The organism is Alteromonas sp. 38, from assembly GCF_902506055.1.
In the GTDB taxonomy this organism is placed as follows: Bacteria; Pseudomonadota; Gammaproteobacteria; order Enterobacterales; family Alteromonadaceae; genus Alteromonas; species Alteromonas lipotrueae.
This window is the reverse complement of sequence record NZ_LR733300.1, coordinates 4,468,012-4,489,548: the sequence shown is the minus strand read 5'-3', so window position 1 is coordinate 4,489,548 and position 21,537 is coordinate 4,468,012. Positions and strand designations below refer to the sequence as shown.

Annotated in this window: 17 protein-coding genes; 7 read left to right on the top strand and 10 right to left on the bottom strand. The window is 44.0% G+C overall.

Going from position 1 to position 21,537, the window contains the following annotated elements; translation table 11 throughout:
* Positions 1-102: 102 nt before the first annotated feature.
* Entirely contained in the window at positions 103-333 is a 231-nt protein-coding gene (locus FLAVO9R_RS19365; RefSeq protein ID WP_269748502.1) for a TIGR03643 family protein, read from the top strand.
* Positions 334-337: 4 nt separating this feature from the next.
* On the opposite strand, the gene FLAVO9R_RS19360 is transcribed toward FLAVO9R_RS19365, so the two are convergent.
* The 7 genes from FLAVO9R_RS19360 to FLAVO9R_RS19330 form a co-directional block, all read right to left on the bottom strand.
* The gene (locus FLAVO9R_RS19360) at positions 338-781 is read right to left on the bottom strand and encodes a hypothetical protein (protein WP_159534005.1); all 444 of its coding nucleotides are present in this window, start codon (positions 779-781) and stop codon (positions 338-340) included.
* 250 nt (positions 782-1,031) lie between these two features.
* Positions 1,032-1,970, bottom strand: coding sequence for a hypothetical protein (locus tag FLAVO9R_RS19355; RefSeq protein ID WP_159534003.1), 939 nt, complete (start codon positions 1,968-1,970; stop codon positions 1,032-1,034).
* 462 nt (positions 1,971-2,432) lie between these two features.
* Complete coding sequence (gene accC / locus FLAVO9R_RS19350) at positions 2,433-3,776, bottom strand: acetyl-CoA carboxylase biotin carboxylase subunit (protein ID WP_129740410.1); 1,344 nt, start codon at positions 3,774-3,776, stop codon at positions 2,433-2,435.
* Positions 3,777-3,790: 14 nt separating this feature from the next.
* Positions 3,791-4,258: an acetyl-CoA carboxylase biotin carboxyl carrier protein gene (gene accB, locus FLAVO9R_RS19345; RefSeq protein ID WP_126872091.1), complete on the bottom strand. Its 468-nt coding sequence runs from the start codon at positions 4,256-4,258 to the stop codon at positions 3,791-3,793.
* A 9-nt stretch (positions 4,259-4,267) separates the two neighbouring features.
* Positions 4,268-4,714, bottom strand: a complete 447-nt coding sequence (gene aroQ, locus FLAVO9R_RS19340) for a type II 3-dehydroquinate dehydratase (protein ID WP_159534001.1) — start codon at positions 4,712-4,714, stop codon at positions 4,268-4,270.
* A gap of 286 nt (positions 4,715-5,000) precedes the next feature.
* Positions 5,001-5,852, bottom strand: a complete 852-nt coding sequence (locus FLAVO9R_RS19335) for a M23 family metallopeptidase (RefSeq protein WP_232370707.1) — start codon at positions 5,850-5,852, stop codon at positions 5,001-5,003.
* A 49-nt stretch (positions 5,853-5,901) separates the two neighbouring features.
* Positions 5,902-7,656, bottom strand: a complete 1,755-nt coding sequence (locus tag FLAVO9R_RS19330; RefSeq protein WP_232370737.1) for a protein-disulfide reductase DsbD — start codon at positions 7,654-7,656, stop codon at positions 5,902-5,904.
* Between the two features lie 334 nt (positions 7,657-7,990).
* Here FLAVO9R_RS19330 and FLAVO9R_RS19325 point away from each other — a divergent pair, with 334 nt between their 5' ends.
* From FLAVO9R_RS19325 to groL, 3 genes are all read left to right on the top strand, one after another.
* Entirely contained in the window at positions 7,991-8,521 is a 531-nt protein-coding gene (locus FLAVO9R_RS19325) for an FxsA family protein (RefSeq protein ID WP_159533995.1), read from the top strand.
* Positions 8,522-8,740: 219 nt separating this feature from the next.
* Positions 8,741-9,031: a co-chaperone GroES gene (locus tag FLAVO9R_RS19320; protein ID WP_013786601.1), complete on the top strand. Its 291-nt coding sequence runs from the start codon at positions 8,741-8,743 to the stop codon at positions 9,029-9,031.
* Between the two features lie 40 nt (positions 9,032-9,071).
* A complete protein-coding gene (gene groL, locus FLAVO9R_RS19315) occupies positions 9,072-10,712 on the top strand; it encodes a chaperonin GroEL (protein ID WP_159533993.1) in 1,641 nt (546 codons plus the stop codon).
* 124 nt (positions 10,713-10,836) lie between these two features.
* Here the strand turns inward: groL and FLAVO9R_RS19310 are convergent, their stop codons facing one another.
* The gene (locus FLAVO9R_RS19310; RefSeq protein ID WP_159533992.1) at positions 10,837-13,080 is read right to left on the bottom strand and encodes a winged helix-turn-helix domain-containing protein; all 2,244 of its coding nucleotides are present in this window, start codon (positions 13,078-13,080) and stop codon (positions 10,837-10,839) included.
* Positions 13,081-13,306: 226 nt separating this feature from the next.
* Between FLAVO9R_RS19310 and FLAVO9R_RS19305 the strand changes: the two genes are divergently transcribed.
* Positions 13,307-14,563: a serine hydrolase domain-containing protein gene (locus FLAVO9R_RS19305; RefSeq protein WP_159533990.1), complete on the top strand. Its 1,257-nt coding sequence runs from the start codon at positions 13,307-13,309 to the stop codon at positions 14,561-14,563.
* Between the two features lie 447 nt (positions 14,564-15,010).
* Positions 15,011-16,822, top strand: a complete 1,812-nt coding sequence (locus tag FLAVO9R_RS19300) for a putative bifunctional diguanylate cyclase/phosphodiesterase (RefSeq protein WP_159533988.1) — start codon at positions 15,011-15,013, stop codon at positions 16,820-16,822.
* A 159-nt stretch (positions 16,823-16,981) separates the two neighbouring features.
* Here the strand turns inward: FLAVO9R_RS19300 and zigA are convergent, their stop codons facing one another.
* Entirely contained in the window at positions 16,982-18,184 is a 1,203-nt protein-coding gene (zigA, locus tag FLAVO9R_RS19295; protein ID WP_159533986.1) for a zinc metallochaperone GTPase ZigA, read from the bottom strand.
* 709 nt (positions 18,185-18,893) lie between these two features.
* On the opposite strand from zigA, the gene ppiC reads away from it, so the two are divergent.
* Entirely contained in the window at positions 18,894-19,172 is a 279-nt protein-coding gene (ppiC, locus tag FLAVO9R_RS19290; protein ID WP_159533984.1) for a peptidylprolyl isomerase PpiC, read from the top strand.
* 62 nt (positions 19,173-19,234) lie between these two features.
* Here the strand turns inward: ppiC and FLAVO9R_RS19285 are convergent, their stop codons facing one another.
* Positions 19,235-21,508 (bottom strand): TonB-dependent siderophore receptor, encoded by a 2,274-nt coding sequence (locus FLAVO9R_RS19285; RefSeq protein WP_159533982.1) that lies wholly within the window; start codon positions 21,506-21,508, stop codon positions 19,235-19,237.
* Positions 21,509-21,537 lie beyond the last annotated feature (29 nt).

Here is a 21,537-nt window from a genome sequence, read left to right as displayed (position 1 = left end):
CATCTTTCAAAAGAGCACTCTTCTAAAGATTATCCATCAGAGCTTTATCCCTTAGCGCGTTGTACTAAAGGGTATCTCACCGAGGTTGAGCAATCGCGCGTCATTGAAATGGCCTGGGAAGATAGAACCCCTTTTGAGGCTATCGAAAATTTGTATGGCTTGCCTGAAAAAGAAGTTATAAAGCTGATGCGTCAGAATTTAAAGCACAAGACATTCAAAAATTGGCGTGCAAGGGTGTCAGGACGCAAAACTAAACACAAAAGTTTACGCCCAGCAGGTGTAGAAAGAGCGTATTGTCCTTCTCAATATAAACCTCAAAGTGCAAATAAGTAATCTGCTATTCCGCGGGTTTCAACGGTTTCACGGTAGTGACAGGCAATAGCAGCATCATAAGTTGCTGGCGCCAAGGCGTGGGGAATAACGGTGTGGTGCGGTCATGCGCAGACATGGTTTCTGAAACTTGTTGCTTATAGGCTTTATAGTCAGGGTTGTTATTTTTCAGACTTTCAATGCGACTTAACACCGAGTCGATAAAGGCAGCGGGGCTACGCTGCGTGTACTGCTTTAAATCTAACACCAATTCACGCACAACATAGGCTTCCCATTCAGAACGATAACCTAGTTCTAGCTTGCTAGGGTCGCGAGAAAGCTCAGCAATTTGTTGGCGTAATTCCACTTCGCTTTCGGGCTTGTCGTAAAGCACGCGCAGGGCAAGCAATACGTCGATAGACAGGCGTGAAACAGGGAGTTGAGATTTTAGTTCTTCGTAACGTTTGGGCACCTTGTAAACCTTTTTACCTAAGTGGTAAAGATTGAAAAACTTTTATTTCTTAGCGTTTGAGTTAGTAAACACTACCATACTTCACTCAGTTTTTTTAGTAAATGGCAGTACGCACAAGCAGTTGTAATCATTAAATAAACGTAACTATTCATCGCTGAACTTTCGCGTGGGGAACCAACGTATTAAAGGGTGCACTGTCAAAGTGCGTACGCGTTCTTGCTGTTTGGCCCATCATTTTGATGGGCCTTTTTTATTGTTGAAATGACACCTTTATACCTGCAAGCAGCCTACTAACGCTGTCTACCACATCGGCACGAATAAACCACTCAGTATCATCAACAAGGGTAATATCACCGCTTAATTCAGCTGAAGCACCGTGCCCGGTACCCAAAAAATCTTCAGTCAGCTCAGCCCTAGGGCCAAAGCCTTCACTTACATAAGAATAGTGAGAAAAATAAGACAAAGGGTAATTTCCCACGCTCGTTTTTCCGCTCAAGCCAATAACAAACTTTGAGCTTGAAGATGACAGCTGCTGAATAGTTTCAACGAACAACGTTTGGGATGGCGTGTATTGAAAGCGATATTCACCCCGAATAAAGTTGTTGTCAGTCATACGCTCGATACTCACTTCGTAGCTATGTGTTTGCCCCATTTTTGCCGAGTATTCTAATTCAACATAATTGAGTTGGTGGAAGCTATCAAACGCGCTGTTGGCGTTGGTATCGTCAAGTTCGCCAATAACCAGTTCTATTTCACTGTCCTCTTGCAAGGCATAAACACTGCGAATGCCTTTAATCCAGCCATCTTTAGATAGCCCTGACGAAGAAACTCGGCCCTTATAAGTGGGGATGATCCCCGCCTCCATTTTTCCATCAGAAAATTCATAGCGTAAATATAAACGCCTAGCGTAAAGGTAATCTGACGTATCACTACCAAAGGTATTATGGCTTGATGCAAAAGATTCTCCGGTAACCACAAAGCTATTTAATGACCACGCATCGTCAGAAGACAGGGAAACAGAAGGGTAATATCGCACTCTATACTGATTTCTATGATCTCGGTCTGAGCGTTCGTCAAAACGAAATTGCATGTCAAGCTTCTGTGAAAAGCTTAAGCGCTCGGCAAAGGCATTGGCGCATACGGAAAATAAGAGAACAACAAATACAGCTGCGTTATCTACCCTTTTCATTTCAGTCGAGTCCAATTCATCAATAAGTTAATTAAGCCTAACCAGCTTATACGAAAAAAAGTGCGACTAGGGTAACTATTTGTGATGGAAAAAACTGAAAAAAAAGCCGGTGAAAGACACCGGCTAAAAACTGGAGGTGGACTCCAATGAGGGTAAACACATAAAACACAACTAAAGTTTCAATAGCAGGGAGGGCTAGGAAACTGAGTTAAGTATATGCCCGCCTCGTTCATTTGAAAAACCTTAAAACTTGATTGTTTTAATCGCAAAAACTGAATGAACTATGTGAACTTTTAATCGCTTAAGCATGGGCAGTAAACCGCATCGCAAAACGGTACAGATAGTAGCGAATAATTTAAGTAGCTTGGAAATATGTTGTAGAAAAAGAAGGGATGTAACAGAAGTAAAACAGGGGAGATAAAATCAGTGCCGTGCAAAACACGGCACCAAATTTTTATGCTGTTAGGCTATGCCTAATTTCTTCTCAAGGTAGTGAATATTTGTTCCACCAGCAAAGAAGTTTTCATCAGCCATAATAGCGCGCTGTAAAGGAATGTTAGTTTTTATTCCTTCAATAACTAACTCATCTAATGCATGGCGCATTCTGGCAATGGCTTCGTCACGACTTTCACCGAAGGTAATTAACTTACCAATCATGGAGTCGTAGAAAGGCGGCACCGTGTAGCCAGCATAAATGTGAGATTCCCAACGAATACCTAAGCCACCAGGTGAATGGAAAATATCAATCGTACCCGGGCTTGGGATAAAGGTTTTAGGATCTTCTGCGTTAATTCGACATTCAATAGCATGGCCACGAATTTGAATTTGCGATTGGTCGATAGACAGAGGCTGACCAGCTGCTATGCGAAGTTGCTCTTTGATTAAGTCAACGCCGGTAATCATTTCAGATACTGGGTGTTCAACCTGAATACGGGTATTCATTTCAATGAAATAGAACTCACCGTTTTCGTATAAGAACTCGAACGTACCAGCGCCGCGATAACCAATTTCGACACAAGCACGACGACAACGATCGCCAATCTTGTTACGCATTTGCTCAGAAATACCTGGTGCAGGTGCTTCTTCTACCACTTTTTGGTGGCGGCGCTGCATAGAACAGTCACGCTCGCCTAAGTGAATAGCATTGCCTTGGCCATCGGCTAAAATTTGAATTTCCACGTGACGTGGATTTTCTAAGAATTTCTCCATGTACACGGTGGCGTTACCAAAAGCCGCGCCCGCTTCAGCTTGCGTAGTTTCAATAGCACTAATGAGTTCCGCTTCACTGCGAACCACACGCATACCACGACCACCGCCGCCGCCAGCTGCTTTAACAATAATTGGATAGCCAATGCGTTTAGCAATGGTTTTATTCTTATCATTGTCGCCAGTAAGCGGGCCATCTGAGCCAGGTACACATGGAACGCCAGCTTTCTTCATAGCACTAATTGCTGACACTTTATCACCCATCAGGTTAATGGTGTCTGCCGTTGGGCCAATGAAGATAAAGCCACTTTTTTCAACTGCTTCAGCAAAGTCAGCGTTTTCTGCTAAAAAGCCGTACCCTGGGTGAATAGCAATAGAGTTTGTGACTTCTGCCGCCGCAATAATGCGAGGAATATTCAAGTAGCTTTCGGTCGCTGAGGCTTTACCGATACAAATCGACTCGTCTGCCAGCAACACGTGCTTTAAGTTTTTGTCTGCCGTGGAGTGTACCGCAACGGTTTTGATGCCAAGTTCTTTACAGGCACGCAAAATACGAAGGGCAATTTCACCACGGTTTGCAATGAGTACTTTATCTAGCATAGTACGAAGCCTGCTTATTCAATGATGAACATGGGTTGATCAAACTCTACTGGGTCTTGGTTATCTACCAGTATTGCTTTAACCACACCAGATTTGTCTGATTCAATTTGGTTCATCATCTTCATTGCTTCAATAATACAAAGTGTGTCGCCAGCATTTACCGTTTGACCCACTTCAGCAAACGGTTTTGCTGTAGGTGAAGATGCGCGATAGAAGGTTCCTACCATCGGAGACTTAACCACATGGCCTTCTGGCGCTGCAGGTGCCGCTGCTTGCGCAGGTTCAGCCGCCGCAACAGGCGCTGCTGGAGCCGGAGCTGGTGCCGCATGAGCCGGTGCAGCAAAGCTATAGTTCATTGGCGCTTGAACACCAGTTGGGCCGCGATGAATTCGAACAGACTCTTCGCCTTCAGTGATCTCAAGTTCGGCAATGCCAGACTCTTCCACTAATTCGATGAGTTTTTTGATTTTTCTAATATCCATGTTCAGTCTCTACGTTAATTTTTTTGATTGCGGTAAATTGATGGCGGCGGTCAGTGCTAGTGAATAACCTATGGCACCAAGGCCAACAATGACGCCTGCCGCAACATCTGAGAAATATGAGTGATGTCGAAATGATTCACGGGCATGAACATTCGACAGGTGAACTTCAATAAACGGGATATTGACACTCAATAAGGCGTCGCGAAGTGCAACGCTGGTATGAGTGAAAGCAGCGGGATTAATAATGATTGCGTCGATATTACCCATGGATTGATGAATACGGTCGATAAGGGCATGTTCTGCGTTCGACTGAAAATGGGTAAGGGTGGCATCAGACGATTGTGCCTGCGCGCTCAGATCATCAACGATGTCCTGTAACGTTTGTGTGCCATACTTATCGGGTTCACGTTGTCCTAACATATTTAAGTTAGGGCCGTTCAGTAACAAAATATTCATTAAAGTTGCTGCTATCTTCGGGAAAAAGTCAGTGTATTTGCTATTTCAGCAAACTTTCATGACAGTTGCACGAAAAAAAGACAATTAATCCGGTCGTTTATTCATTTAAACGTTGATTATAGAGATAGTGAAAGATTTCGCAGCAAAATACTGGTCTAATCAGGTGTTTTCGACGCAAAGTTCTCTTTCCAGTCTATGCGTTATCACAGGTGTGTGGCGGTGCATAAGGAAGTGCTTATGTAGTTCTTATGTGATGTTTATGTGCTGATTATGTAAATAGTGGAGTTCATTCGGGTTCATTTTTTAGCGTAAAAGGCACCGACATGTACCTTCCTTCGTACTTCGCCCTGTATACGGCGAAGTGCAAATGGGGCAGTGATGAAAACCCTGTATTACCAGAATAACCAATGAGCTCTCCGGCTATTACCTTTTGCTCTCGTGTTACCACCACACCCTTATATTTCAAATGATAATATTCGCCTGTGGTGCCATCGTCGTGCAAAATTGCAACAAAATTTGCGTGCTTAGCAAACTGTTTGGAAGCGCCGCCTAATTGGCCATCATCTTTCGTATCGATGACCACACCATCGCGAGCCGCGAGCACGGGTGTACCCACGGGGGCAGCAAAATCTAAAGCATAGCGAGAGGCACCTGTATGGCTATAGCCCCCACCAAAGCCTTGCACTATGGGGTAGTTACCTGCGGGGCGTAGCGGCGGCAAATAAGTCACGTTGTCATTATGCACCGCGTTCAGCTTTCCTGAGGTCCAGCTTACTTTCATTGAATGCCAAAACCGTCGAGGGCTTTTTATTACCCCCATTAAAACGGGAGTGTCATCGTTTAAAAATACGTTGGATGTTGACTTGGGAGGAAGCCCACTGGGTGGTAAAGTAGACGTAAGCCCACTGGCTGATAGCGTAAGCACAAGGGGAAGTGGTACTTTTCGCTGAGCATAGACTTCATACTTCCCATTCGTTGGCGCTAAAATACTGATACAAAATCGATTAGCATCGTAGCAACTGGGCGCTTGGGTAGACAGGTTTTGGTTTACGACCTCTTGCGCCAATAGCGTTTTTAGTGGCACACACAAGGTAAAAACAAAAAATAGTGTGAGTGAAAACTGAGACATTAGGGGCATAGCTCACCCTTGCATTACGGTGAAGTGTAGTCACTCACCCATCATAACGTTAAAACGTATTCTCAACATGTTCAGCAAAGGCCGGCGCTTTCATAAATCCGGTTACCCGAGACTGCGTTAGCTCATTACCGCTTTCATCGAAAAACAAAATGGTCGGCAGCCCAAGAATAGAAAACTCCTCTTGAAAAGCTGTGTTGGTGGCAGAGGTATCGGTTAAATCTATCTGCATCCACACGGTATTATTAAGCGCATTAATGACATTAGGATCAGAGAAGGTGTATTTTTCAAACTCTTTACAAGCCACACACCAATCGGCGTACAAATCCACCATCACCGTTTTGCCTTGTGAATTAGCCGCCGCAATTTGTTGGCGTAAATCATCTAAGTTTTTAACAACGATAAACGTTGGGTGAGCAAGCTGACTATGCTGCGTGGCAGTGTCTTCAGATGAAGTCAGAGTGTTATACGCTAGCAGCGCACTGGCGAACAAGCCTGCCGCAATAACTAACGTTCGCACGTATTTCGCAATGCCTTTTTTACTCGCTTCGTTTACTACAAAATAATAGCCAAATGCCCCTAAACCAAGGGTTGCCCACAGCAGGTTAATGTAATCGCTAGGCCATGCTTTTGGCCATAAACGCTCTACAAAAACAATGGCCACCGACAGCATCATAAACCCAAACGATACTTTTACCACGTTCATCCACTGACCCGCTTTAGGTAGCAATTTAGAACCGGTGATCCCAAATATTATAAGGGGAACGCCCATGCCAATGCTCAATATATATAGGGAAACAAAACCAAGGGTTAAGTCGCCGCTTTGTGCAATAAACAATAAAATGCCGGTTAACGGCGCCGTAGTACACGGTGAGGCGATTAGCCCCGACAATGCTCCCATGGCGAATACCCCCGCCATGCTGCCAGGCGTTTGGTTATTACTTAAATTGGTTAAGCGGGTTTGCCATTTCGCAGGAAGTTGAAGCTCGTATCTGCCAAACATGGCTAAGGCCAGCAAAACAAAAATACCAATAAAAATACCCAGAATGAGCGGATGTTGAAGTGCCGCCTGAAACTGCATACCCGCCGACGCCACTATTAACCCTAATATCGAATAGGTAATGGCCATGCCTTGTACATAAATGAACGTTAACCAAAATGCGTGGCTGGCTTTGGCCTGTTTACCTTGACCAATCACAATACCCGACACAATGGGGTACATAGGGAACACGCAGGGGGTAAAGGCAAGGCCTATCCCTAATGCAAAGAATAGCACCAAGGTAAGGGCTAGGTTTTCTTTGTTGATGAGCTTATCGGCCAGAGAATATTGAGACGCTTGCGAGCTACTCGGGTTGGTTTGCGAGAGACTCTGTTCATCTGTCGACGCGGTGTCAGTGCCGTTCTTTGAGGCTCCGCTGTTCATGGCGCTGGCAAGGGCATTCAAATAGACGGTTTTAATATTCGGTGCGTAACAAAGGCCCGCATCGGCGCAGCCTTGGTAGCGTATTTTTACTATACCGTCGTTGGTGGCTTGAGTAATAGGAACAGTTAACGTGACTTCATCATAAAATACTTCCGATTCGCCAAAGTATTCATCTTCAATGATAACGCCTTTAGGATAATGAGGTTCACCAATGGCGGCGTGCTTTGCCACTAACTTGAATTGCTTTTTATAAAGGTAATAGCCATCTGCGATGGTAAAGGAAAGGCTTAAGGTGTCGTCTGTCTGATTGAAGTCGAATACAAAGGCTTGGTCTACTTTTAGGAATTCTTCTTGGTTGCTGAACACATCGTCGAACCCACCCATGATCTGACTTGATGGCTGATCTGAGGATTGAGTCGAAGTTTGCGCATTAGTTTGCGTATAGCCAGGCAGCGCAAGCGATGCTACAAATAGACAAAATGCGACAAAAGAAAACAAACGGGTGATGTACTTCATATAACGACTTTCTTTATCCTAAAGCTATTGGCCTATAAAAAAGTAAGACCGAGGTGCATACGCTATTCTTTCACAAACCCAGTTTAACACAGCTACCGTCGGTCGCTTGAGTTTGCCACTTAACCCAAAGCGTTGCACCTTCGCTTGTTATTATGGTGTTTACCCCAATACTATTCTATGACTAGATGAAAGAGGAAATGTTGTGCGGTTTTTATTTTTATTGTTTGCCATATTACCCATAGTAGAGATTGCCCTATTAGTTCAAGTGGGCGGCATAATTGGTGGCTGGAATACTATTGGGCTAGTGATATTAACGGCATTCATTGGTGCTTATTTTGTTAAGCGCGAAGGTATAGCAACATTACAAACCGCACAGGCTAAAATGCAGCGTAATGAACTGCCAGGCAAAGAGATGGTAGAAGGCCTAATGCTGGTAGTTGCAGGTATTTTATTGGTTACCCCAGGCCTAATCACTGACGTTCTTGGCTTTATGTTTGCCTTGCCAGGCTCACGCCACCTTATTGCTTCGCAGCTAAGTAAACACATGAAACTACGGGTAGTGACCCAAGCGGGCGGGTTTAACCAACAAACTGGCGGCGGCCAGTACAACCCGTTTGAAAACCCATTCAATCAGCAACAGTCTGGTCAGTCGGGCAGCTCAGATAATGGCGATGTGTTTGAAGGTGAATTTTCAGACAAAACCCAAAATGATACAGATAGACGCCTGAAGTAGTGTGTGCTTTTGGCCTTAAGTGCAGGCTTTGAGCATTAAAATCACTTTTTTTACATTTTTTTGCTCAAAAACCCTTGAACTTACATGGCTACTCCCCCATTTATCCTCGCAGACACGATTTTAACTGCTCGGTAACGAGCAACCCAAGCATACGACATGCAAATAATTGTGTGTCGACAATCATTAACTTGAATAGTGAAATTTTCAGGAGACTTGAAAATGGCAATTCGTCCTTTACACGACCGCGTAATCCTTAAACGCGCAGAGCAAGAAAGCAAATCTGCAGGCGGTATCGTTCTGACTGGTTCAGCAGCAGAAAAATCTACACGTGGCGAGATTATCGCTGTAGGTAACGGCCGCATCCTAGAAAATGGCGATGTTAAAGCGCTAGACGTTAAAGTTGGCGACACCGTTATTTTTAGCGAAGGCTACGGCGTTAAAACTGAAAAGCTGGATGGTGAAGAAGTTCTGATCCTAAGCGAAAGCGACATTCTTGCGATTGTTGAGTAATGACAACTAACGTTAAACGAATTAAGAGAGGAATTTAATCATGGCAGCTAAAGAAGTACGTTTTGGTAACGACGCTCGTACAAAAATGCTTAAAGGCGTTAATACGCTAGCAAACGCAGTAAAAGTTACACTAGGTCCTAAAGGCCGTAACGTAGTGCTAGATAAGTCTTTCGGCGCTCCTACCATCACTAAAGATGGTGTATCTGTAGCGAAAGAAATCGAACTTGAAGACAAGTTTGAGAACATGGGCGCACAGATGGTGAAAGAAGTTGCGTCTAAAGCGAATGACGAAGCGGGTGACGGTACTACTACTGCTACCGTGCTTGCACAAGCTATCGTAACTGAAGGTCACAAGTCTGTTGCTGCAGGCATGAACCCAATGGATCTTAAGCGCGGTATCGACAAAGCAGTTATTGCTGCGGTTGAAGAGCTTAAAGCACTATCTACTGATTGTGCCGACAGCAAGTCAATTGCTCAGGTTGGTACTATCTCTGCAAACTCTGATTCAGAAGTGGGCGACATCATTGCTCAAGCAATGGAAAAAGTAGGTAAAGAAGGCGTAATTACCGTTGAAGAAGGTCAAGCACTTCAAAACGAACTTGACGTTGTTGAAGGTATGCAGTTCGACCGCGGTTATCTATCTCCTTACTTCATTAACAACCAAGAGAACGGCACTGTTGAACTAGACAGCCCTTTCATCCTATTGGTTGATAAGAAAATTTCTAACATCCGTGAGTTGCTTCCTACCCTTGAAGGCGTAGCAAAAGCGGGTAAGCCACTGATGATTATTGCTGAAGATGTTGAAGGCGAAGCCTTAGCTACACTAGTAGTAAACAACATGCGCGGTATTGTTAAAGTAGCTGCTGTTAAAGCACCTGGCTTTGGCGACCGTCGTAAAGCAATGCTACAAGACATCGCTATTCTTACTGGTGGTACGGTTATCTCAGAAGAGATTGGTCTAGACCTTGAAAAAGTTGAGCTAGAAGACCTTGGTACTGCTAAGCGCGTTGTTATCAACAAAGACAATACTACTATTGTTGATGGTAACGGCGACGAAGAAGCGATTGAAGGCCGTTGTGCTCAAATTAAAGGTCAAATTGAAGACTCTTCTTCAGACTACGACAAAGAAAAGCTTCAAGAGCGTTTAGCTAAGCTTTCTGGCGGTGTTGCAGTAATTAAAGTTGGTGCAGCTACCGAAGTAGAAATGAAAGAGAAGAAAGACCGCGTTGAAGATGCACTTCATGCAACTCGCGCCGCGGTTGAAGAAGGCGTAGTACCTGGTGGTGGTGTTGCTCTAGTTCGCGCAGCAGCTAAGCTTGCTAGCCTAACTGGCGAAAACGAAGACCAAACAGTAGGTATTAAGCTTGCACTACGTGCAATGGAAGCGCCTCTACGTCAAATCGCTAGCAACGCCGGTGCAGAAGCATCTGTTGTCGTTAACGAAGTGAAAAATGGCGACGGTAACTACGGTTACAATGCGGGTAACGACACGTACGGCGACATGCTAGAGATGGGTATTCTTGACCCAACTAAAGTAACGCGCTCTGCACTACAGTTCGCAGCATCAATCGCTTCACTTATGATCACAACTGAAGCCATGATTGCAGATATACCTCAAGACGAAGCAGCGCCTGCAATGCCTGATATGGGCGGCATGGGCGGAATGGGCGGCATGATGTAAGCCACCCAAGCTTAATTGCTTGAAGGGTGCTTGTTTAAGCACCTAGATATAAAAGAAACCCTCCATTTCGGAGGGTTTCTTGTTTATACGCAAAATAAAGCGAGTTAATTACTAACCCACCCACTTACTCTATTGATAACTCTACCACGTCTTTTCTTGCTGCCACTCTAAGTGTTATTAGTATGGCATTGTCGTTTACATCGGTAATGTAATCTACGGTTTCGGGTAATTGTCCAAGTAATTCGACCGTGCCGTTTTCTAACATGTATTTCCACAGCTGATAGTGGTCATTAATGCCGTAAACAACATCGTTTTTAACAATGAAATTTTGATGGCTACCTTGAGTTGTTAGTTCGGGTATGAGTTCGTTTTCAATCGCACCGGATATCCACAACTTGTCCGCATTGTCTTTATAAATCAGTTCACCGGTCACCGTTTTTGCTGCCCACGTGACATCGTGATGGGTTAAAACACGAAATTCGCTGTTGGTGAGGTTCAGCTCTACCAAGGTATTTACACCTTTATAAAGTATGTTGGCCACTGCCGTTTTATTTTGGCTGTCCCAGTGAAATAAACTTCTCACGGGGTAATTAAGTGAAATGGCTTCTTCTTCGCTATTTAAGTAAAGGCGAGTTAGCTGGGATGATGCATTCACCAGTAAGCTTTGGCCGTCTGCGGCCCATAGTATATTTCGCACATAGGTATTGGTAGGAAACTGGCTGCGCTGTTTTGTGTAATTACTGTCAGCTGCACTGTGGGGGAAGTCATTCTGTGAACCGGCAGCGCCTTGCGGTATGGTGGTAGTCCATACCTGAGACGTGCCATCGCCCTCAGAAAAGTAAGCAATAAGGTTTCCATCGGGTTGGTACTTTGCCCTATTTTCTTCCTGCATAGAGCGCACCACGGTCTCATAATTAACAGGGGGTAACACATCAGGTTGCTGCGCAACTATTTGAGGTACATGCGCTGAGTGAGAAAATTGTGATAGCGGCACAGAAACAATATCGCTGTCGTAATGCCCTTTAATGGCAAGCATTTTTTTACCGTTGGGGTGAAACAAAGGCGTGCCTATGGCGTCGGTAAGCGGCATGCTTATGGGGCTAATATCACCATCGAACGATACCGTGAAAAGTTGCTTACCTGTGCTAAATATTAAGTGCCCGTCTATGGGTGAAAAGTTCGGGTAAATTGCGCCATACTGCGGGATCACACCGTTAAAATTAATCGGATTGCTGGACAGTAACGTTCCCTCTGGCGCAAGTTTTTCAACATGAAGTACACCACTTTCGTGTACGGCGGTAAGGGCAATCAAGTTGTGGCTTTTTGAGAAGTCGTAAGACACTACGCTGCCGTTATTAACCTCATAAAGTAATGTGCTTTTGTCGGCGCTCACGGAATAGCGAATGAGTTTCCAGCGCCCCTGGTCCTTCTGCAAAAGCGCAATGTCATTTGCACTCATCCAAGTAGGGCTTTTAATTTCAGTATGCTTACACTCCATTAAGGTGGTCGGTGTTTGTGGCGATAGCAATGCTTGCTCAAAATCGACTTGTTGTAATAGGAAGCACTTTTTCTGCTGGGCGGGCGCTGAGCAGTTGTTCTGTTTTACAACGGTGAGTGAAGCGCCATCTTCAGAAAATGCGAGGTTGCCGTAAGTACCTAGCTCGCGTGTCAGTTGGTACTCTTGTTGGGTCTCGATGTTTTTTGCCCATAAATGACTCTTGCACATAACTTCGGGGAAACGCTGAAATACGATGAATTTTCCGTCGGGCGAATAGGTACTCGCTAGCTCTCGGTTATCGGTTGATGTTAGTAAACGAATATCGATAATTCGCATCGCGTTAGCTGGCGAGGGAGTAGGTACAGAGGAAGGCCATAGCATACGAGTGATACTAATCAGCAGCGTAATAACCAGCGCAATAAATAGACTTAAAGTGAAGATCTGCTTTTTATTAAATCCCGCCTTTATTGTTTTATTGTCTTCGGGCATCGCGTAAAGGTGGGTAGGGCTTTTATCCAATGCATCATTGTCACCAACATTCCCTTTTTGCTGATCTTCCCAGAGAATAGCAGCCTCTAAACTGTAGCCCTTTTTAGCATGGGTTTTAATTAGCCCCTGTGCCTTACCATCATCGCCTAAGGCTTTTCTTAACTGCGCAATACAACGCTGTAGGGTGTTGGGCGATACCACTGTGTCTTTCCATACCTGATTCAGCAGCTCTTCTTGACTTACAACTTCGCCTTGGCGCTTAGCAAGGTAGGTTAAAACGGTGAGGGCTTTAGGTGGCAATGTTTGGGTATGCGCATTATGCGTTATTTGGTTTCTTGCCTCGTCAACGAAAAAGCCGCCAATCCAGTATTGTTTGGTCATACACCCTTTAGCCCATAAAGATATAAGTGACAGGCTGGTTAGCGCCTGATTAATCTATATTACCGTACCACTATAAATCATTGATAAGAATAAGGTGTTTCAAGAACACGCAGAAATCAGCGAAAAATCAGGCTTTTTTCATGTATATCTCGTTCATTTCGATAGCGTGGTGGCTGACAGCGAATACGTGCCGCTGACTCGGCGACAAAAATAACAAGGAAAAAGTATGACCACGACAATAAAAGCAACCGCCTTACTTACAATTGCATGCTGCTTGGGTATTGCCCATGTGCCTTCGGTGTGGGCTGGGGAAAGAAGTAAGGTACCGCCTAAAGCGAGTGCCGAAGAAGCTCAAATTAAGCATTGGCGCATGCCAGAAATAGAAAAGCGGTTTTTGGATATACCTGAGTTAGATTCCCCTTACATAGATACATCGCCCGTTAATTTAAATGATGGTATCGCCGTTGGCCAATTCAGCCTCGCAGGTGAAGATCAAACTAGCGATGAAGAGGCAATAATAAAACTCGCTAAAGAGATGGCAACTGGTGAGTACGGAAAATACGACAGTATGTTAATTGCTAAAGGTGGCACCTTGTTGTTTGAGTCTTACTACAAACGAGGAAGAGTAGATTTACCACACCCTCAATCATCGGCCACAAAAAGTTATACCTCATTAGCGCTGGGCCGAGCGATTCAAATGGGATATCTATCGATGGACGATTTAGACAAACCGATAATTAGTTTTCTCAACGATATTGATAGTACCAAGCTAGTGGAGGGCGCAGAAACCATCACGCTGCACCACGCATTAACAATGGCCACAGGTATTGATATTTCGAAAGAGGGGTGGGATGCGATATCTGCGGATCTTGACCGTATTAAAGGCCAAGGTGAAATACAAGCTGTATTAGAAGACAGTGCGCCTATCACTAAAGAAACACTAGTTTTCAAATACGGTACAGGTCCTCGGTTGGTCATGCAGGTAATTGAAGCTGTGGTGCCTGGTTCTGCAGAGGCGTTCATTCGCACTGAGTTGTTTGGTAAGTTAGGTATTACGAATTACGATTGGCGCTTGGCACCTAGTGGTTTGCCTGAGTCAGGATGGAAGGTAAGCGTGACTGCCCGAGATATGCTTAAAGTGGGGCTTTTGGTCGACAATAACGGTAAATGGAAGGGGGAGCGGCTTGTACCGAAAGCCTATTTGGAGCGTGCCACAAGTAGGCAGATACTAACCGGAGACGACGATATTTATGGCGGTGGAGAGCTAGTATCAAATCAAGGTTACGGCTACTTCTTTTGGGGAACAGACTTAGCGCTAGATGGCAGTAAACACCATGCTTTTTCAGCGCAGGGTGGCGGGGGGATGTATATTTTATTGGTAAAAGATTTTGACCTTGTTGTGGTGGTGACTGCCCACGAGCGAGAAGATGTTACACAGCAGTTAGTTGCCGAGCGTATTTTGCCCATATTTTCCAAGCGGTAACGTAAATTTAACCGCATAAAAATCTAGTGCACCCGTTCACTTTCACGAAAAGCGCTGAGTTAATCTTCAGCGCTTTTTTTGGTTAAAAAGGAAAGGTAAATATAGGTACTAGTCTTTGTTTGCATGCACTACGTACCTAAAATTGAATATATGCATCATGGCAAAAATTTTAAAACTTACTGTACGTTTGCTTAAGTGCGATTACCTGCTATAAATTCAACAGTGTATTTCTAAAAATAATCGTTCGCCGATAGCGTACTTACATATTAAAAATAACTTGCTCAAAAGTGAGTTCATATTAAAAGAGCAATTTGAACAATGGATGTGAAGAACAGTGGCATAAGGAAGGCGTTACCTGTTTTAACGTTAACGTTTTTTGTTTTTGCTCTAATCCTACTCTGGTGTTTTTTCAAACTTAACCAAAGTAGCTTTTTCCATCAGCTAAATGTGCGGCACTTTAAATATACCTCTGAACTGAACGCGCTAATTTCAGCCCCTGCTGAGCTTTTTTCCGAAAGCCACCCTGTTAAGTTAGGCGATATTCGCAATACTATTATTAATATTCGTCAGCAGCCTATTCGATGTTTATCTATGATAGGCAATTCAGAACGTCTACTGATGAACTTCATAGGTACCGAGTCAGTCATTGAAATTTGTCAGCGCGATATTGAAAGTGCTAACGATTCGCTGTTGGCATTAGACCAGTATGAAAATGGTGATATTAGTCGTGATGTCTTGCAACAGCAGATAGTAAAATCGCTGAATGACTTTAGAACGAATTCTACCGACTTTGAGCTACCGGTAGAAAAAACCGTTAAGTTTGTAGCCAATTTTATTTTAACAATCATCATTCTATCATCTGTAGTTGTGCTGCTTTTCGCTGTATTTATTTCCCGCGTTGTATCTGCTGGTTTAACCAGCAGGGAAGAGGCGATGGATGCCCTAGCCCAAAGCGAAAAGCGTAATAAAGCGTTGGCCCATACCGATACATTAACGGGCTTGCCGAATAGAAACTTGCTTGAACATACTGTAGACAAAGCCATTAATATGTCGGAGCGTAGTAACTTGCCCTTCGCGGTGATGTTTATTGATCTCGACCGCTTTAAAGACATAAACGATAGCTTAGGTCACGCGTTAGGCGATAAGCTTCTGGTCACTATGGCGCAGCGAATTTCTAAAGCAATTCGTGCTACCGATGTGGTGGTTCGCTTCGGCGGAGATGAATTTGTGGCAGTAACGGATTGCTTCGAATCAATTGAAACGATTGATTTTATTGCCCATAGAATATTAGACGCCATCAGTAAACCGATGAAGCTTGCGAATAACGACTGTTATATCACCGCCAGTATAGGCGTGGCCTGTTACCCACAAAACGGTGCTAACTCTTCACTGCTGCTAAAGCACGCTGACACCGCAATGTATCAAGCTAAAGAGGCGGGCAAAAACCAATATCAAGCATTTGATAAATTATCGGCCATCAAACAAAACCGCAAACTAAAACTGGTTAATCAGCTTCATTATGCCATTGCAAACAATGAGTTTAGCTTGGTTTACCAACCCATAATTAGGCTTGTCGATGGCGTTACAGTAGGAAGTGAAGCACTACTAAGATGGACAAACCCAGATAACGAAGCCATTGGTCCCGATGAGTTTATTCCTATTGCCGAGCATTCTGGACAAATTATTGATATTGGCAATTGGGTATTACAACAAGCCTGTGAACAATGTAAAGCGTGGCATGATGCAGGTGCTACGCATCATGCCATGGCAATAAATGTGTCTTCACATCAGCTTAAAGATCAGCATTTCGCGCAAAGGCTCGAAGATATTCTGGCTAGCTTATCGTTGCCAGCAGAGTGTATACATATTGAGGTAACAGAGAATATTGCCATTATGGAAGAACAAGCCTGCGTTGCGTCGCTGTACAGGTTATCTGAGCTTGGTGTGCGATTGTTACTCGATGACTTTGGTACGGGCTATTCGTGCCTAAGCTATCTCAAGAGTTTACCTTTTGACGTGTTAAAAATAGACAAAAGCTTTATGCCTGCAAATAACACCATTGCCAGCACCATTATCGCCATGGGACACGAACTGGATATGGAGGTGGTAGCCGAAGGCATTGAAACTGATATGTGTTACGCAATGCTACAGAAGCTAAAGTGCCAATATGGGCAGGGGTATTTGTTCCAAAAGCCAGTGCCAGCTAGAGAGTTTGATATCTACAAACAATACAAATGCAGTGTTCCTGAGCTAGCTTAATAGCGCAAACGGTATGTGTTTTTAGTCAGTTGGCTTAGCGTATTGCTACTAAGACAACCACTTGTCACATAAGCACAATAGGCTCTATCGACGTACTCGACTTTTTAATGCTACCAGCAGTAGGGGCGCTTTCGGTTAAGGGGCTAGCAGCTAGCGTCATTATAAACCCTCCCAACGAGGAAATGGATCCGGCAGGGTTCGCCAATAATCCACCCCCTTTATCAGGCTTTCATCGTCTAGTAAGCAAGAATCAAGGATTTTAGTGATTGTGGCTTCATCTAGGTTTTGCCCAATAAATACCAGCTCTTGGCGCATGTCGCCAAAAGGTTCCATCCACTGCTTTTCAATTGAAGCTAGATACTCTTCATCTTCAGGCCATTCAGACTTAGGAAGAGCTTTCCAAAACATACCACCATAACCATAATGGGCAATACCACCGGCTTGGCTCCATTGACCCGCACATTCAGGCCGCGAGGCTAACCAAAAGTAACCTTTAGATCGCAGTAACTTTCCGTAGTTTTCGGTGGTATGCAAAAAGTTATAAAATTTTTGCGGGTGGAAAGGACGGCGCGCATGATAGCTGAAGCTACTGATGCCATATTCTTCGGTTTCTGGCGTGTGCTCACCGCGCATTTCCTTAAGCCACCCTGGTGCAAGTTGCGCTTTTTCGAAATCGAACAATTGAGTGCCTAACACTTCATCAATATCGATACTGCCTCTATTTATAGGAATAATTTTTGCTGTGGTATTTAAACTTTTCAATATGGCGGTTAAGTTCGCCAAATGAGTTTCATTAACCAAGTCTGTCTTACTGATTAGGATAACGTCGGCAAATTCAACTTGGTCAACAAGCAAATCGGCCACACACCGCTCGTCTTCTTCGCCAAGAGACTCACCGGTTTCCTGTAAATATTTGGCTTCTTCGTAGTCTTTACTGAAGTTGACCGCATCAACCACAGTAACCATGGTATCTAATGTAGCAATATCTGATAACGACACACCGTTTTCATCGGCAAAGGTGAAGGTTTCTGCCACAGGAAGGGGTTCTGATATACCCGTGGACTCAATGAGCAAATAGTCAAAGTTGCCCGTTTTCGCTAACCGATTAACCTCTAAAAGCAAGTCTTCGCGCAAAGTACAACAAATGCAGCCGTTACTCATTTCAACCAGCTTTTCTTCACTGTGGTTCAGTGAAACATCGTTTTTAACGATGGAAGCATCTATGTTCACTTCGCTCATGTCATTGACAATAACGGCTACACGTTTGCCTTCGCGATTATTAAGAATATGACTGAGCACTGTCGTTTTTCCTGCGCCTAAAAAACCAGACAGCACGGTAACGGGAAGTTTAGCGTTGTTCATCCTAATTCACCTACAATGATTAAGGTTTATTTTGTTATAATATAACATATCATAAGTGACTGGTTTGAGAATAGTGAATTTGTGTTCTAATTAATGAAGGTGCCGCGCAATGAGGAAACAAAAAGAAATGATATAGCGCAAAAAAAGCGTGCTTATTTATTACGACACAAACCGGCGTACTTCATCCAATTTGGACAGGTGTTGGCATCATCGCAGCGCCATCTTACGCCGCTTAAATCATATTTTTCTTTTAAAAGGTAAGTCTTAGATTCTAGATTAATGATCTCGATATAATGGTAGTTTTCCCAGCGAATGAAGCAAGCATATGAGCCTGGGTTCACGGGGCGAATTCTTATTTCAATGCCGTTCGGATTTGGGCGTGTGATTAAGCAGCTTGTTGCACCGCACTTGTCAGCGTGCGCAGTTGAAGGCACATAAAGCAATGCGAAAAATAACAGGAAAACAATCAGACGCATAAACGCGTAAATCGCAATATTATTTGCTGGCTCATAATGCGGCTCCTGCCTTAACGTAAATTGTATTCTTAATACAATTTTAGCGTGGTATTGGCAGTTTGCTTGCCCAATGAGGGTACATGGCAGCGTGAGGCGCTATTATTAATCTATTGAAGTATCTTTTAAGCCTGAGCAAACGCAAGGTAGTGAATGCGGTATACTTGGCCGTATAAAATTAATTAATAGGTATCTTAATGGCATCTGCATCCGCGTTACACATTCTGGTTAAAACTGAAAAAGAAGCTTTTTCGATATTAGAGCAGCTTAAAAAAGGAAAAGATTTTAGTACCTTAGCTAAGCGCCATTCTACTTGCCCTTCGGGAAAGCGAGGTGGTGATTTAGGTGAATTCCGCCGCGGCCAAATGGTAAAAGCGTTTGATGATGTGGTGTTTAAAAAAGAACTATTGAAGGTACATGGGCCAGTTAAAACCCGCTTTGGATATCACTTAATAAAAACATTATATCGTAGTTAGTATTAAGCAAATTAAAACTACTCAACGCCATTGTTTCCAATGGCGTTGTGATCATTACCAAGTTACAGCGTGAAAGACACAGAGCCAAATACGGTTCTGGGTGCGCCTATGCTAATACGTAAATCGCCGCCGCTGGCGGAGTAGTATTCTTCCTCTAACAGATTTTTTACTGCCAACTGAAATCTTACGGTGCTGTTTTTTCCTGCGCGGGGAACCGCAAGGGTATACCACATTGATAAATCAACTAAGCCGTAACTATCTAACACAAAGCTGTTTGCATCGGTGCCGAATCTATCACCCACATAGAAATAGCCGCCGCCAATACCCAACCCTTCAAGATCACCATGTTGAAATTCATAGGATGCCCATAAGTTAAATGTATTTTCTGCTACGTTGCGAGGTGTGTTGCCGGCAACTGAACCGCTACCTTCAATTTCCGCATCAGTATACGCATAGCCTGCAATCACATTCATTCCCTCGGAGGGTTGGCCTGAAATTGACAGTTCAGCCCCTTGTGAGGTTTGGCCATCGCGTAAAACAGCAACGCCGTCTAGGTCTGCGAGCACGTTGGTTTTATCAATATCATAAACCGAAACACTGGTTTGCAATCGTCCGTTAAAAAACTCCGCTTTAACACCGGCTTCAATTTGTTGTGAGTCTTCTGGGTCAAACGGTTCTGTCTGGCTAACCTCCGTATTAGCTTGATTTATATTAGGCTCGAATGCCTCCGAATAACTCAAAAAGAGGGAAGTGGTATTGTTCAGCTTGTAGTTAGCGGCAATTTGCGGTGAAAACGCGGTGGCTGAATCTAAATCCAGTAAGGTTACACCATCAGATTGCACTTCTTGGGTGACCGAGTCGAAACGTCCACCAAGTAACACACTAAAACTGTCGGTTAATTCAACGTAGTCATTAATGAAAACACCGTACTCTTGCAGTTTTGTCCCTCGACGAGGAAAGTCTGACGGGGTAAGTGAAGTGGGTAAATTGCCATATATTGGATTTGATACATTAAATAAGGGGCCATCGCCACCTAGAGATGTTGGTACGCCATTCGTGTTCGCGGTTAAAACAAAGTTGTCTTCACGGGTAAAATCACGAAAGTTAGCGCCTATGGCAATATTGTGAGTAACGCTTGCAATGTCCATCTTACCTGACACCTTTGCATTAACGTAGGCAACATCAACATCGGCATTTTGGTTTCCGTCGGTACGTCTAAATAAAAATACGCGGTCGCTAGGATCATCAAACTCTGCAACCAAAGATGCACCCAAAATACCAGCGATATCGGCAGGGTTTTGGAATATTACGAAACCATCATCAGTAATGGGGCCGTCGGCGTCAAATACGCCCACTGCAAGGGGCCTGGCTTGTAAATCATCCGCAGAGCTTTGTTCGTATGCGGTACTGACCTTTAACGTCCAATCATCGTTAATATTATGCGCTATTGTGGCGTCAAAAAAGTTGAAGTTGCTTTCAAAAATTTCAAACGACTCACCAAATCGCGTTGAATGAGAGATATCGAGCAAGTTGTTGACTACCTCCCGGCCATTTGGTGTGGGCACCGTAATTGTCCCTCGATCTAATGGTCTTGCTTCATCGCGGTACTCATACGACAAATTAAGCTGAGTTGCGGGGGTCAGATTTATGTTGCCAGAAATAGATAGGGTGTTTCTATCAACATCAGTAAAATCCCGAAATGACTCAGCATCTTGCATTGAACCCACAAGTCGAATTGCGGCGTTGTCACCGATAAGTTGAGACCAATCTACTAGCGCAAATTTATCATTGAACGAGCCTATGCGTGCTTCACCCGAAAGGCGTTGTTCATTAAGCGGTTTCTTCGTAACGATATCTACCAGTCCACCCGGTTCAACTTGTCCGTAAGTAATCGATGCGGGCCCTCTGATAATTTGGGTATACGCAACATTTGATAAATTCGTTTTGAAGTTGGTGGCGCGCCTAAAACCATCGCGGTAAACCGCATTCCTTCTAAATCCACGAATTAAGAAATCATCGTTTGTACCACCAAAACCATCACCTAAAGAAACCCCTGGCGTGTTTCGAAGCGCCTCTGAAAGGTCGGTGATTTTCTGATCGAGGATGAGCTGCTCAGGAATAATATTGACCACTCGAGGTAGCGATAGAAAATCTAATTCAAAACCCGTAAGGGAAGACGATTCCCCTACAACATAGCGAGATTGAGCGGTACCAACAACGGTAATTTTTTCAAGTGAGTCTTCGTTTTTATCTTGTGTGTCGGTAGCTTGAGCGAATGCGAGTGGGCTACTACACGCTAAAGCGATGAGTGTGGCGAGGCGTTTAGGGGCGATCATTTTTTGTCCATCTTGTTAAATAAAAACAA

Bases quoted from the DNA above. Each gene is read 5' to 3' on its own strand.
- FLAVO9R_RS19355 (WP_159534003.1), bottom strand. From the start codon at position 1,970: ATGAAAAGGGTAGATAACGCAGCTGTATTTGTTGTTCTCTTATTTTCC.
- accC (WP_129740410.1), bottom strand. From the start codon at position 3,776: ATGCTAGATAAAGTACTCATTGCAAACCGTGGTGAAATTGCCCTTCGT.
- accB (WP_126872091.1), bottom strand. From the start codon at position 4,258: ATGGATATTAGAAAAATCAAAAAACTCATCGAATTAGTGGAAGAGTCT.
- aroQ (WP_159534001.1), bottom strand. From the start codon at position 4,714: ATGAATATTTTGTTACTGAACGGCCCTAACTTAAATATGTTAGGACAA.
- FLAVO9R_RS19335 (WP_232370707.1), bottom strand. From the start codon at position 5,852: ATGCCCCTAATGTCTCAGTTTTCACTCACACTATTTTTTGTTTTTACC.
- FLAVO9R_RS19330 (WP_232370737.1), bottom strand. From the start codon at position 7,656: ATGGGTGGGTTCGACGATGTGTTCAGCAACCAAGAAGAATTCCTAAAA.
- FLAVO9R_RS19320 (WP_013786601.1), top strand. From the start codon at position 8,741: ATGGCAATTCGTCCTTTACACGACCGCGTAATCCTTAAACGCGCAGAG.
- groL (WP_159533993.1), top strand. From the start codon at position 9,072: ATGGCAGCTAAAGAAGTACGTTTTGGTAACGACGCTCGTACAAAAATG.
- FLAVO9R_RS19310 (WP_159533992.1), bottom strand. From the start codon at position 13,080: ATGACCAAACAATACTGGATTGGCGGCTTTTTCGTTGACGAGGCAAGA.
- FLAVO9R_RS19305 (WP_159533990.1), top strand. From the start codon at position 13,307: ATGACCACGACAATAAAAGCAACCGCCTTACTTACAATTGCATGCTGC.
- zigA (WP_159533986.1), bottom strand. From the start codon at position 18,184: ATGAACAACGCTAAACTTCCCGTTACCGTGCTGTCTGGTTTTTTAGGC.
- ppiC (WP_159533984.1), top strand. From the start codon at position 18,894: ATGGCATCTGCATCCGCGTTACACATTCTGGTTAAAACTGAAAAAGAA.
- FLAVO9R_RS19285 (WP_159533982.1), bottom strand. From the start codon at position 21,508: ATGATCGCCCCTAAACGCCTCGCCACACTCATCGCTTTAGCGTGTAGT.